Origin of the sequence: Limnohabitans sp. G3-2, assembly GCF_002778275.1 — a bacterium.
Lineage (GTDB): Bacteria > Pseudomonadota > Gammaproteobacteria > Burkholderiales > Burkholderiaceae_C > Limnohabitans_A.
In genome coordinates this window covers 132,294-144,097 of record NZ_NESG01000007.1, presented here as the reverse complement: position 1 = coordinate 144,097, position 11,804 = coordinate 132,294, and the positions used below count along the sequence as shown (strand labels likewise).

General features: G+C 62.5%; 14 protein-coding genes. 7 read left to right on the top strand and 7 right to left on the bottom strand.

What is annotated here, in order from left to right; translation table 11 throughout:
• Positions 1-104 precede the first annotated feature (104 nt).
• Positions 105-635: a PAS domain-containing protein gene (locus B9Z31_RS12815; RefSeq protein WP_100119964.1), complete on the top strand. Its 531-nt coding sequence runs from the start codon at positions 105-107 to the stop codon at positions 633-635.
• A gap of 55 nt (positions 636-690) precedes the next feature.
• On the opposite strand, the gene B9Z31_RS12810 is transcribed toward B9Z31_RS12815, so the two are convergent.
• A complete protein-coding gene (locus B9Z31_RS12810) occupies positions 691-1,602 on the bottom strand; it encodes an SDR family NAD(P)-dependent oxidoreductase (RefSeq protein ID WP_100119963.1) in 912 nt (303 codons plus the stop codon).
• A gap of 141 nt (positions 1,603-1,743) precedes the next feature.
• Here B9Z31_RS12810 and B9Z31_RS12805 point away from each other — a divergent pair, with 141 nt between their 5' ends.
• Both B9Z31_RS12805 and B9Z31_RS12800 read left to right on the top strand, forming a co-directional pair.
• The gene (locus tag B9Z31_RS12805; RefSeq protein WP_100119962.1) at positions 1,744-2,628 is read left to right on the top strand and encodes an NUDIX hydrolase; all 885 of its coding nucleotides are present in this window, start codon (positions 1,744-1,746) and stop codon (positions 2,626-2,628) included.
• A 53-nt stretch (positions 2,629-2,681) separates the two neighbouring features.
• Positions 2,682-3,047 carry an Hpt domain-containing protein gene (locus B9Z31_RS12800; RefSeq protein ID WP_233200945.1) on the top strand — a complete coding sequence of 122 codons (366 nt, stop codon included), beginning with the start codon at positions 2,682-2,684 and terminating at the stop codon, positions 3,045-3,047.
• Here B9Z31_RS12800 and B9Z31_RS12795 read toward each other — a convergent pair.
• Together B9Z31_RS12795 and B9Z31_RS12790 are read right to left on the bottom strand one after the other, a co-directional pair.
• Positions 3,032-4,006, bottom strand: a complete 975-nt coding sequence (locus tag B9Z31_RS12795) for a tRNA-dihydrouridine synthase (protein WP_199174505.1) — start codon at positions 4,004-4,006, stop codon at positions 3,032-3,034. The genes B9Z31_RS12800 and B9Z31_RS12795 overlap by 16 nt on opposite strands.
• Before the next feature lie 8 nt (positions 4,007-4,014).
• Positions 4,015-4,533: a GNAT family N-acetyltransferase gene (locus tag B9Z31_RS12790; RefSeq protein ID WP_100119960.1), complete on the bottom strand. Its 519-nt coding sequence runs from the start codon at positions 4,531-4,533 to the stop codon at positions 4,015-4,017.
• A gap of 91 nt (positions 4,534-4,624) precedes the next feature.
• Here B9Z31_RS12790 and B9Z31_RS12785 point away from each other — a divergent pair, with 91 nt between their 5' ends.
• From B9Z31_RS12785 to bktB, 4 genes are all read left to right on the top strand, one after another.
• Positions 4,625-5,473 carry a cytochrome c gene (locus B9Z31_RS12785; protein WP_369804705.1) on the top strand — a complete coding sequence of 283 codons (849 nt, stop codon included), beginning with the start codon at positions 4,625-4,627 and terminating at the stop codon, positions 5,471-5,473.
• Entirely contained in the window at positions 5,470-6,804 is a 1,335-nt protein-coding gene (locus tag B9Z31_RS12780; RefSeq protein ID WP_233200944.1) for a cytochrome c, read from the top strand. Before B9Z31_RS12785 ends, B9Z31_RS12780 begins: the two co-directional genes overlap by 4 nt.
• 278 nt (positions 6,805-7,082) lie before the next feature.
• The gene (locus B9Z31_RS12775; RefSeq protein WP_100120055.1) at positions 7,083-7,838 is read left to right on the top strand and encodes an SDR family NAD(P)-dependent oxidoreductase; all 756 of its coding nucleotides are present in this window, start codon (positions 7,083-7,085) and stop codon (positions 7,836-7,838) included.
• Positions 7,839-7,956: 118 nt separating this feature from the next.
• Positions 7,957-9,141, top strand: coding sequence for a beta-ketothiolase BktB (bktB, locus tag B9Z31_RS12770; RefSeq protein WP_100119959.1), 1,185 nt, complete (start codon positions 7,957-7,959; stop codon positions 9,139-9,141).
• 33 nt (positions 9,142-9,174) lie between these two features.
• Here bktB and B9Z31_RS12765 read toward each other — a convergent pair whose 3' ends face one another.
• The 4 genes from B9Z31_RS12765 to B9Z31_RS12750 are packed head-to-tail and all read right to left on the bottom strand — an operon-like array spanning position 9,175 to position 11,761.
• On the bottom strand, positions 9,175-9,531 hold the full coding sequence (locus tag B9Z31_RS12765; RefSeq protein WP_100119958.1) for a RidA family protein: 357 nt from the start codon (positions 9,529-9,531) through the stop codon (positions 9,175-9,177).
• Complete coding sequence (gene plsY, locus B9Z31_RS12760) at positions 9,528-10,157, bottom strand: glycerol-3-phosphate 1-O-acyltransferase PlsY (RefSeq protein ID WP_100119957.1); 630 nt, start codon at positions 10,155-10,157, stop codon at positions 9,528-9,530. Before plsY ends, B9Z31_RS12765 begins: the two co-directional genes overlap by 4 nt.
• Positions 10,158-10,185: 28 nt before the next feature.
• On the bottom strand, positions 10,186-10,677 hold the full coding sequence (locus B9Z31_RS12755) for an aminoacyl-tRNA deacylase (protein ID WP_100119956.1): 492 nt from the start codon (positions 10,675-10,677) through the stop codon (positions 10,186-10,188).
• 22 nt (positions 10,678-10,699) lie between these two features.
• Positions 10,700-11,761, bottom strand: coding sequence for an aldo/keto reductase (locus B9Z31_RS12750; RefSeq protein WP_100119955.1), 1,062 nt, complete (start codon positions 11,759-11,761; stop codon positions 10,700-10,702).
• Between the last annotated feature and the right edge of the window lie 43 nt (positions 11,762-11,804).

Below are 11,804 nucleotides of genomic sequence, written 5' to 3'. Positions count from 1 at the left end.
CCGATCCCCAAACGGCGCCGGATTGCCCTCAACCCTTGATGTGCGTCAACACAAAGAGGGCCTGAAGTACAGACAATTCCCCGCAATTGACGGAATTCCCTCATATGAAATACAAAAATACCGTTCCGACGTCCATCGAAAGAGTTTTGGCCGATGACGAATTCATCATCTCCAAAACCGATACCAAGGGCAAGATCATCTATGGCAACCGCCAATTCAACGCGTACTCGGGGTTCTCTGAGAATGAGTTGCTGGGTGTTCAGCACAACATCGTGCGCCATCCCGACATGCCTCGCGCGGTCTTCAAGTTGCTGTGGGACGAGGTGCAAGCGGGCCGAGAAGTGTTTGCGTTTGTGAAAAACCTCAGCAAAGACGGCTCGTTTTATTGGGTGTTTGCCAACGTCACGCCATCTTTTGACATGAAAGACAACATCGTGGGGTACTTTTCTGTGCGCAGAAAACCCAAGCGCAGCGCCTTACCTCAAGTCGCGGATCTCTACCAAAGAATGTTGAGCGCGGAGCGACAAGCAGGACCGCGTGATGCCATCGAAGCATCAACCCAAATATTGCGCGATGCGTTAAATACCGCGCACACCAACTACGAGGATTGGGTCCTGAATTTGCAAAACGCCTGAGGGGAATGGGCCAATGTGGTCTGCCCATCCCTTTAGCGCCAGCGCATGAACGCTGTCAGCCTTGGTGCGCCGCCAAGGCCTTGCCGACCTCCAGCGCACCCTGCTCGGAGCCCGAGCGCGGCACCATCTCGCCATGCCGATCCGTGACTTGCGCCAGCGCGGCCGCCAAATGCTCGGCCGTGTCGGGGCCAAGGCCCAGGTGCACGCCTTGCGTCAGGGTGATGTGCGCCACCTCAAAGCTGCCAGCCCCCGCGCAGATGATGGTGCGGTTGGGTGCCTCCTCACTGGCCATGACCAGCATGGCGGGAACGACTGCGCTGGGCTCCAAGGCTTTCAGCACGGCTTCGGGCATCAGGCCTTCGGTCATTCGGGTGGCGGCGGTGGGAGCCAGGCAGTTCACGCGGATGTTGTTTTTCTCACCCTCGATCGACAGGGTTTGCATCAGGCCCGCCAGCGCCATCTTGGCTGCGCCGTAATTGGCCTGGCCAAAGTTGCCGTACAAACCGCTCGAGGACGTGGTCATGACCACACGGCCATAGTTTTGCGCCTGCATGAGGGGCCAGACAGCCTTGGTGCAGTGCACCGCGCCCATGACGTGCACGTCCATGACCAACTTGAAGTCGGCCAGCGCCATCTTGGCAAAGCTCTTGTCGCGCAAGATGCCCGCATTGTTGACCAAAATGTCCACCCGCCCCCAGGCATCCACGGCTTGCTGAACCATGGCTTGCACGGCCTCGAAGTCGGTGACCGATGCCCCGTTGGCCATGGCTTCGCCTCCCGCAGCGCGGATTTCATCGACCACCGCTTGCGCAGCCGACACCGAGCCGCCCACGCCGTGCACATCACCCCCCAGGTCGTTGACGAGCACTTTGGCCCCGCGTGCGGCCAGCGCCAGCGCGTGTTGTTTGCCCAAACCGCCGCCTGCGCCGGTGACGATGGCCACGCGGCCTTTGAAATCAATGCTCATGGGTGTTCCTTGGTTTGTAGGGGTGTGAACAGGTGACAGGTCTTGGGTCCAGCGTCTGCTAACCTGACTTTGTCGCCCGATAGGGGGCCCACTTTAAAACAAGCAGCCTTGAGGCTGTGTTGCACGATTGACAGCTTGCCCATGGAACTGAACACCCAAACCATCACCACACCGCCGCTGGATTCTGCCTCGGTGGTTCTGCTGCGCGACAGCGCCCAAGGCCTTCAAGTGCTGCTGCTGCGGCGCCACCAAGCGTCCAGCGTGTTGGGCGGGGCCTATGTGTTTCCAGGCGGCAAACTGGACCTCGCCGACCAAAGCCAGGCGGTGCTGGCCCGTTTGAGTCAAGACCCGTCCACCCTGCACCAACGACTGGCCGAACCCGATTTGAGCGCAGACCGCGCCGCGGGCTTGTTTGTCGCAGCCATTCGTGAAGCGTTTGAGGAGTGCGGCATCTTGCTGGGCCAGCCCGGCAGCACGAGCGCGTCCACCGACTTGCAAGCCCTGCAAAACGCCTTGGCCAGCGGACAAAGTTGGGCCGAGGCGTTTCAAACCCTCTCTCTGCGCTTGGCCACCGACGCCTTGGTGCCTTGGACCCGGTGGATCACGCCACGGCAAGCCTCGGTGACCCACAAGCGTTTTGACACCCGTTTTTTCATTGCCCGCGTGCCCGAAGGCCAAACCGCGGCGCACGACAACCACGAGACCACCGAAACCTTGTGGACCACCCCCCGAGAGGCCCTGATCCGCTATTGGGACCACGACATTGAACTGGCGCCACCGCAAATCATGGGCTTGGTTCAATTGGCCAAGCACCAAGACACCCACAGTGCGCTGTCTGAAGCGCAAAGCCGCCAGCCCCCGGTGGTGGAGCCCGAACCTTTTGATCAAGACGGTATCCGCACCATTTGCTACCCAGGTGACCCCAGGCACTCCATCCCTCACGCGGCATTCCCAGGCCCCACACGCTTGATGTTCAAAAACAAGCGTTTTGAGCCTGAAACGGGTTTGTCGGGTTTGCTCGATTGAGCGTCTTGGGGGTTACAATTTTTAACCCTCTTGCACACCCCCCGCTTGACTTTATGAGCCCATCCACAGAGCCGATTTACCTGTCCATTGACCGGGCCATGGAATTCATTGGGGATGCCAACGGGGTCTTGACCTTGCTGAAAACCTTGTACCAAACCCTGGGCGAAGAGTTGCCGCGGATTCAAGCGCTGCTGGACCAAGACGATGTGCTTGGGGCCAACCGTTTGTTGCACCAACTCAAAGGCTTCACCCCTGTGTTTTGTGTCGACAGCTTGGTGGAACGGGTGGTGAATGTGGAGCATCTGAGCAAGCACGCCGAACCCTCGGAGGTCCGGGCTGCCTACAAGCTCCTGGCGCCTCAGCTTGAAACACTGCGCAGCGAAGTCGCCACGCACCTGCGCCTTCACCCCGCCGACTGAGCAGACAGCCACTGGTCTATCTTGACCGGGTCGTGCAGCAAACGCAGCTGATCAAACGCCTCTTGCGCTTCGGGGTAAACGCGTCGCAAATAATTGAGCCACTGCTTGAGGCGTCCTGCCCGGTGGCGCGGCGCCACCCGCAGGGCAATGCCCTGCCAGAACAAGCGCATCAAACCCACGATTTGCGACCACTGGACGGCTCTTTGCTGGCCACCCTTTGACAAAGCATCGTGCTGCGCGATGGCCAAAGCCAGCCCAGGATCGGCCACCATGCCCCGCCCGATCATCAAACGCTCGCAGCCGGTCACCTCGCGGCAGCGCAAAGCATCGGCCAAAGTCCAGATTTCGCCATTGGCCACCATGGGCATGCGCACATGTTGTCGCAAATCGGCAATGCGCTCCCAATAAGCAGGTGGCCGGTAGCCATGGGCCTTGGTGCGGGCATGCACCACCAAATCGCTGGCCCCGGCGGCTTCGATGGCCAAAGCACACTCTTCAGCGCGGCTGTCGTCGTTGTAGCCCAAACGCATCTTGGCCGAGACCGGGATGTGCGCGGGCACCGCCCGGCGCACCGCGGCCACGATCTGCCCCACCAGCTCGGGCTCGTCCAGCAAGACCGCGCCGCCCCGGTGCTGGTTCACCGTCTTGGCAGGACAGCCAAAATTCAAATCAATGCCCGCAGGTCCCAGCTGGGCCAGTGCGGCCGCATTCGCCGCCAAAAAATCGGGGTCAGACCCCAATAACTGCACCCTGACCGGCACGCCCGCCACGGTGCGGCTTTGGTTGAGCAACTCCGGCGCCACCCGAATGAAGGCGCGGCGCGGCAGCACGGTGTTGGTGACGCGGATGAACTCGGACACACACACATCCACCCCACCCACCCGCGTGAGCATGTCGCGCAGGGTGTGGTCGAGCAATCCCTCCATGGGCGCCAGCAAAATGCGGGCCCCAGAAGGCATCAGGGACATCAGCCGAGCTTGCGCTTGAGGCGCACTTCTTCAACCTTCACGCCACCCAAAGGCACCGTGCGGGCTGTGTTCATCTCGCGCTTGAAGCCTGCCAGGTCGTGAAAGCGCAAGGTCTGCTCGTGCAGCAAGGGCAGCCAAACCGTCACGTCGGTGCAGTCCTCGTCTTGTAATCCTTCGCGCGCGGCATCCCACAGGGCCAGACCAACACCTTGGCCAATGCGCTCGGGCGCGGCATAAATGGCCCAGATTTCGCCCGTGGTGTTTTTGGACTTCGGGTCGCGAGAGCGGTCAAAACCCACAAAACCCACCATCTCTTGGCCATCCATCGCCACCATGACCTGTGGTTCGCCGTATTCGATGGCCTCTTTCCAGAACGACACGCGTTTGGGCATGGGCGTGGCGTCCCAATGGGCATCAGGCACTTGGCCTGCATAAGCAGCGCGGCAGGCGCTCACATGCAATGCCGCCACTGCGGGAGCGTCTTTGAGGGTGGCGAATCGAACTTGGATATCGGACATGGCTTGAACAGATAAAGAAAAACAAGACGCCCAAAGCATGGGCATTCGGCGTCAAACCCGACATTGTCGCCGCTTCGGTTATCGTCAATCCATGAGGACCATTTTCAACGCAGAGTATTTTCACGCTGGGCTGAACGCCAGCCAACGCATTGCACAGCGAAAGCAGACCCTTTTGCCTGGTTTCAAGAGCGCAGCCTTTGGGATGTTGGTGGCCGCCATGGCCCTGCTGGCATCGCCCATCAAGGCACAAACACCCGCCCGGTTCAGCGACGACATGGCCGAGCGCACCCGTGCTTGCACCGCTTGCCACGGCGACCAGGGCCGCGCCGGCCCTGATGGTTATTACCCTCGCCTGGCTGGCAAGCCCGCGGGTTACCTGCACAACCAGTTGCGCAACTTTGCACAGGGCCGCCGCCATTACGAACTGATGGCCCGCTTGGTCGACCCTTTGACCGATGCGTATCTGGGAGAGATGGCACAGTACTTTGCCGACCTGAAACTGCCCTACCCCGCACCCGCGACCCAACAGCCCATCACGCCCGAGCGCTTGGCCAAAGGCCAGCAGTTGGTCACACAAGGGGACGCCACTCGGGGTCTGCCCGCTTGCACGCAATGCCACGGCGCTCGGCTGACGGGGGTTCAGCCCCATGTCCCCGGCCTGCTGGGCTTACCGCTGGACTACCTGAACGCCCAACTGGGGGCATGGCAAACCGGACAACGCCGCGCACACGCCCCCGACTGCATGGCCGAGATCGTCAAGCGCATGCCAGCGCAAGACCTGATCGCCGTGTCCAGTTGGCTGGCCCGGCAAGCCCTGCCTGCAGACACCCGGCCTGCCGAACGTCCGCCAGCTGGGCCGGCTTTGCCTGACAGTCTGCGCTGCGGCAGCGCGCCAGAACTCTCGGCCGCACGCCCAGCCCAAGCAGGGGGCCGCCCATGAAACCAGCCATTCAAAAGATGCACCCGGTCAAACGACTCGTGTGGGTCACAGGGCTCAGCGTGGTCGTTTTGGCCTTGGCCGTGGTGGCGGACAACTGGGGCGACCTGTTGCTGCCGGCCAAAGCACCCGTGGCTGCCCGGGTCATCGACACCCAGTCCCAGCTGGAACAAGGCCGATACTTGGCTTTGGCCGGCAACTGCATGGCTTGCCACACCACTCGGGGCGGCACACCCATGGCGGGGGGGCGTCGCATCGACACCCCTTTTGGCGGGGTGTACAGCAGCAACCTCACACCCGACCCCGACACAGGCTTGGGCCGGTGGAGCGCCCAAGATTTTTGGCAAGCCATGCACCTGGGCCGATCCAAAGGCGGGCGTTTGCTGACGCCGGCCTTCCCCTACAACCACACCAGCGTGGTGACGCGCGAGGACAGCGACGCGGTCTTTGCATGGCTCAACACCCTGCCCCCGGTCGCGCAGGCCCCAGCGGCCAACACCTTGGCCTGGCCCTTGGGCACACAGCCCGCTTTGGCCGTGTGGCGCAGCCTGTACTTTCAGCCCAGCCCCTTTGAGACCGACAAGGCCCAAACTGCCCAATGGAACCGTGGCGCCTATTTGGTCAAAGGCCTGGGCCACTGCGCCGCCTGCCACAGCCCGCGCAACGCGCTGGGGGCCAGTGGCGCGGTGGACGATTTGTCAGGTGGGCTCATCCCCGTGCTCAACTGGTATGCCCCCGACCTGACCCGTGACGCCGAAAGCGGCATGGCCAGCACACCTTTGCCTGAAATCGTGCGCCTGCTGCGAACGGGTGCGTCCAGGAACGCGCAAGCCAATGGCCCCATGGGCGAAGTGGTTCAGCACAGTCTGCAGCACCTCTCCGAAGCCGACCTTCAAGCCATGGCGCTGTACTTGCAATCACGGGCCCAAACGGCCCCTCCCAGCAAGGCGATGGAGACCCCACCCCAACGCATCACCTTGCAAGTGGCCCATCAAGGCGCCAAGGTGTACGAACGCCAGTGCCTGCAATGCCATGGGGAGCAAGGCGCGGGGGTGACCAGCACCTCGGGTGAGGTGGCCTACCCCGCTCTGGCCGGTAACCGTGCGGTGCTCCTGAAGGATCCGACCAACCTGGTGCAACTGGTGTTGTATGGCGGCTATGGCCCGGCGACGGCAGGTCACCCTCGGCCATTTGGCATGCCGCCCTTTCTGCTCGAGTTGGACGACCGCGACATCGCCGCCGTGCTGACCCACCTGCGCACCCAATGGGGCAACCAAGCGGGCGAAGTCACGCCTTTGCAAGTGAACCGGATCCGGGCGGCGCAGGGCCGTTGAGCTTTTGAAGCCGTTGGCAAGGGCAGTTCCCCTGCATGCATTCGCGAGCAGGGGCTCGCTCCCACAAAGACAAGGGTGGTCTCTGGCTGTGAGAAGCCATCCCTGCGGCCGAAGGTGCGCGGTGGCTCCAGCCTTGTGGGAGGCCGCCCCTGCGGCCGAAGGTGCGCTGTGGCTCCATCTTTGTGGGAGGCCGCCCCTGCGGCCGAATGGCTGGGCAGCTGGACAGCCTGTCATCTGCGGCACCCACGGGACGGTTTCATGCCGCTAGCATGTCGGCCATGCCACAACACCTCTACATCCTCACCGGCGCTTCACGCGGCATGGGTTTGGCCATGGCCGAGCAATTGCTGCAGCCCGGCAACGCGCTGCTGTGCCTGTCGCGCCACACCCACCCCCTGCTGGCCACGGCGGCCCTCCAGGCGGATGTCCCCCTCACGCAATGGACCCATGACCTGGCGGACGGCGAAGGCGCCAGCGCGCGGCTGCGCGAGTGGCTGAGCCGCCAGAACCCTCAGGATTTCGCCAGCGCCAGCCTGATCAACAACGCGGGCGTCATCCCCCCCATCACCCCGCTGCGACAGTCCCAGCCCGCCGATCTGTCACTGGCACTGCGCGTGGGACTGGAAGCCCCGATGGCCTTGAGTGCCGCGTTTTTGGGGGCCACTGAAAACTGGTCCCTGCCGCGCAAAGTGCTCAACATTTCATCGGGCCTCGGCCGTTTCCCCATGGCCTCGCAAGCGGGCTACTGCGCGGCCAAAGCAGGTCTGGACCATTTCACCCGCTGCTTGGCCTTGGACGAAGCCCTGCACGCCAACGGTGCCCAAGTCTGCTCGCTCGCCCCCGGCGTGATCGACACCGACATGCAGGTGCAACTGCGCGCTGCGGCGGGCGAGGCTTTTCCGGACCAATCGAAGTTTTTGCAACTCAAAGCCCAGGGGCAGCTCAGCTCGCCCGCTCAGGCGGCCGAGCAGGTGCTGCGCTTTCTGGCCCGCCCCGACTTCGGCCGCGAACCGGTGGCCGATGTGCGGGGCTGAAAGGCCTGCGCGAACCCGCCCGCCCCCTTGTCAGGCCGCTGTAGCCATTGCGCCTGACACTGATTGGCGTTGTAAACCTTGGGCATCTGTTCATTTTTTTTAATCCTGGAGACCTCTCATGAGCCGTGAAGTTGTTGTTGTCAGCGGTGTGCGCACCGCCATTGGGACCTATGGCGGCAGCCTGAAGGACATTGCGCCCACCGAGCTGGCCGCGCAAGTCGTGCGCGAAGCCTTGTCGCGTGCAGGCACCGATGGCAAGGATGTCGGTCATGTTGTGTTTGGCCATGTGGTCAACACCGAGCCCAAAGACATGTACCTGTCGCGTGTTGCAGCGATCAACGGCGGCTGCGCCGAAGGCACACCCGCCTTCAACGTCAACCGCCTGTGCGGCTCGGGCCTGCAGGCCATCGTCAGCGCCAGCCAGTCCATCTTGCTGGGCGACTGTGACATCGCCATTGGCGGCGGCGCTGAAAACATGAGCCGCGGCCCCTACGCCAGCTTGAGCGCCCGCTGGGGTGCCCGCATGGGTGACACCAAGATGGTCGACATGGTGGTCGGCGCTTTGCACGACCCCTTCCACACCATCCACATGGGTGTGACCGCCGAAAACGTGGCCGCCAAGTACGGCATCACCCGCGAGATGCAAGACGCGCTGGCGGTGGAAAGCCACAACCGCGCAGAGCGCGCGAGCGCAGCGGGTTACTTCAAAGACCAGATCCTGCCCGTCATGCTGAAAAGCAAAAAAGGCGACGTCGCCTACGCCACCGATGAGCATTTCCGTCCCGGCTGCAAGCTCGAGGACATGGCCAAGCTCAAGCCCGTGTTCTTGAAAGAAAACGGCACGGTGACCGCGGGCAACGCCTCGGGCATCAACGACGCCGCTGCGGCCGTGGTGCTGATGGAAGCCGGTGCGGCCAAAGCCCGAGGTGCCCAACCCATGGCCCGTCTGGTCGGCTATGCCCACACCGGTCTGGACCCCAAAATCATGGGCGTGGGCCCGATCTCGGCCACGCACGCCGTACTCAAGAAAACCGGGCTGACGGTCAACGATCTGGACGTGATCGAAGCCAACGAAGCCTTTGCCGCACAAGCCTGCGCGGTGACCCGCGAGCTGGGTCTGGACCCGGCCAAGGTCAACCCCAACGGCTCGGGCATTTCACTGGGCCACCCCATTGGCGCCACGGGCGCACTGATCACCGTGAAAGCTTTGTACGAACTGCAACGCGTGAACGGCCGCTACGCACTGGTCACCATGTGCATCGGCGGCGGTCAGGGCATTGCGGCGATTTTCGAGCGCATGTGATGCCAGCGGTCTGACCTGAAGGGCCCATTCAGGTCAGCACACCGCTGCCGTCACCACCACCTCGATCAAATAGGACGGATCGGCCAGGGCAGCCTCGACCGTGGCTCGGGGTGGAGCGCTGCCGGCCACCACCCAGGCGTCCCACACCTCGTTCATGGCCGCGATGTCGGTGATGTGTTTCAGGTAAATCTGGGTGCGCAAGATGCGGGTTTTGTCGCTGCCCGCCTCTGTCAAGCGCTGCTCGATCTGGCGCAGCACATCGGCCGTCTGGCTGCGGATGTCGCGGGCTTCGCACTCGGGCACCATGCCCGCCAAATACACCACACCATTGAAAATGGCCGCCTCGCTGTAGCGGGCCGCCACATGCAAACGCTGGACGTCGTGCTTCATTCTTTTTTCTTTCCCAACTTGGACTCGGTTCCGGCCAACAAGCGGTGGATGTTTTCGCGATGCCGCCAAACCAGCAGCAAAGCCATCACCGCCAGGCTGAACACTTCTGCCGAATGGGCATGCCAGGCCACGCCGTCACCGAACAGGTAAAACACAGGCGCAAATACAGCGGCCACCATGGAGGCCAGAGAAACGTAGCGGCTGAAATAAACCACGATGGCAAATGTGAGCACCGTGGCCAAGGCCAAAGCACCGCTGACGCCCACCAACACGCCCACCGCCGTGGCCACGCCTTTGCCACCCACAAAACCAAAAAACACCGGGTACAAGTGCCCCAAAAAGGCCGCCAAGCCCGCCAACGCGGCCACGCTCTGGCCCAAACCGTGTTCGGGCCCCCAAGCCAAAACCATCGCGACCGGCAACCAGCCCTTCACCGCATCGAGCAACAAGGTCAGGATGGCGGCTTTCTTGCTGCCCGAGCGCAGGACGTTGGTGGCGCCGGGGTTTTTGCTGCCATAGCTGCGTGGGTCGTTCAGGCCCATCAGGCGGCTGACGATGACGGCAAAACTGAGCGAGCCGATCAAATAACTGGCCAGCACCACGGCCACCGGAATCAACACATCCATCGCAAGCTCCCTTGTTTTTGTATGGGCGTCATTCTGCCAGTGCGCAATTGACCACCTTGGCGTTCAGCAGTTGCATGCACACCTGAGGCGCTATGCCCACCAGATAACCACGCCGCCCACCATTGATGCAAATGCGCGGCAACTCGAGGATGGTTTCTTCGATGTACACCGGCATGTGGCGGCGCGTGGCAAAGGGCGACGTGCCGCCCACCAGGTAACCGCTGTGGCGGTTGGCCACCTCGGGGGCACACGGCTCGACCGATTTCAGCCCCAGCTGCCGCGCCAGGTTTTTGGTGGACACCTTGCGGTTGCCGTGCATCAAGACCACCAGCGGTTTGGCGTCCTGGTCTTGCATGATCAAGGTTTTGACCACACTGAAAGGGTCCATGCCCAGCACTTGGGCGCTGTGCTGGGCGCCGCCATGCTCCAGGTAGTCGTAGGGGTGCTCGGTGAAGTCCACCCCGTGCTGGCGCAAGAGCGCCGTGGCCGGGGTTTCGCTGACTTTGTCTTTCTTGGCCATCGCCCGATATCACCCCGCCAAGTCACAACGCCGGGTCGCGCAGTTCCCAACGGATGTCGTCAATGGCCTTGAGCACTTCGGGACTCAGCTGTGTGCTCCAAGCGGCCAGGTCTTCGTTCAGCTGCGCCAGCGATGTGACGCCGATGATGGTGCTGGTCACACTCCAGCGGTGGTAACAAAACGCCAACGCCATCTGCGTCGGCGTCATGCCGTTGTCACGCGCCAACTGGTTGTAGCGCCGTGCGGCCACCAGCGCCTCGGGGCGGCCCCAGCGCTGTTTGCGCATGGAGTCGTAACGGGCAATGCGGCCGCCATCGGGCACCAAGGGGCCCTGCAAGTCGTCGTGGTCATATTTGCCTGTCAGCAAGCCAAAGGCCAGGGGCGAATAAGCCAGCATCGACACATTCAGGCGGTAGCAGGTTTCGTCCAGACCGTTGTCGTAAGTGCGGCTGACCAGGGCGTAGGGGTTTTGCACCGTGGCCACACGGGGCAAACCATGCTGCTCGGCCAGGCGAACAAACTCGTGCACGCCATAAGGCGTCTCATTGGACAAGCCGATGTGGCGCACCTTGCCCGCCTTGACCAGCTTGGACAGGGCTTCAAGTTGCTCGTGGATCGAGGTCACCGATTTGTCCTTGGCGGGATCAAAGTAGGTCATGCCAAACACCGGGACATGGCGCTCAGGCCAGTGGATCTGGTACAGGTCAATCACGTCGGTTTGCAGTCGGCGCAGGCTGGCGTCGCACGAATTCAGGATGTCTTGTCCCGTCATGCCCGTGCCCTCGCGGATCCAGGGCATGCCACGCGAGGGGCCGGCCACCTTGGTGGCCAGCACCAGCTTCTGTCGGGCGCCGGGGTTCTTGGCAAACCAGTTGCCGATGAACGTTTCCGTCGCGCCGCAGGTGTCGGCCGAAGCGGGAACCGCGTACATCTCGGCCGTGTCGATGAAATTGATGCCCGCTTGCATCGAACGGTCCAGGATGGTGTGCGAATCGGCTTCGCTGACTTGCTGGCCAAATGTCATGGTGCCCAAGCAAATCGGGGTCACTTGCAGGTCAGATTGACCGAGTTGAACGAGTTTCATGGTGTGTCCTGAGTTGGATGGAAGTGGTTCTGAACGCCCTTGG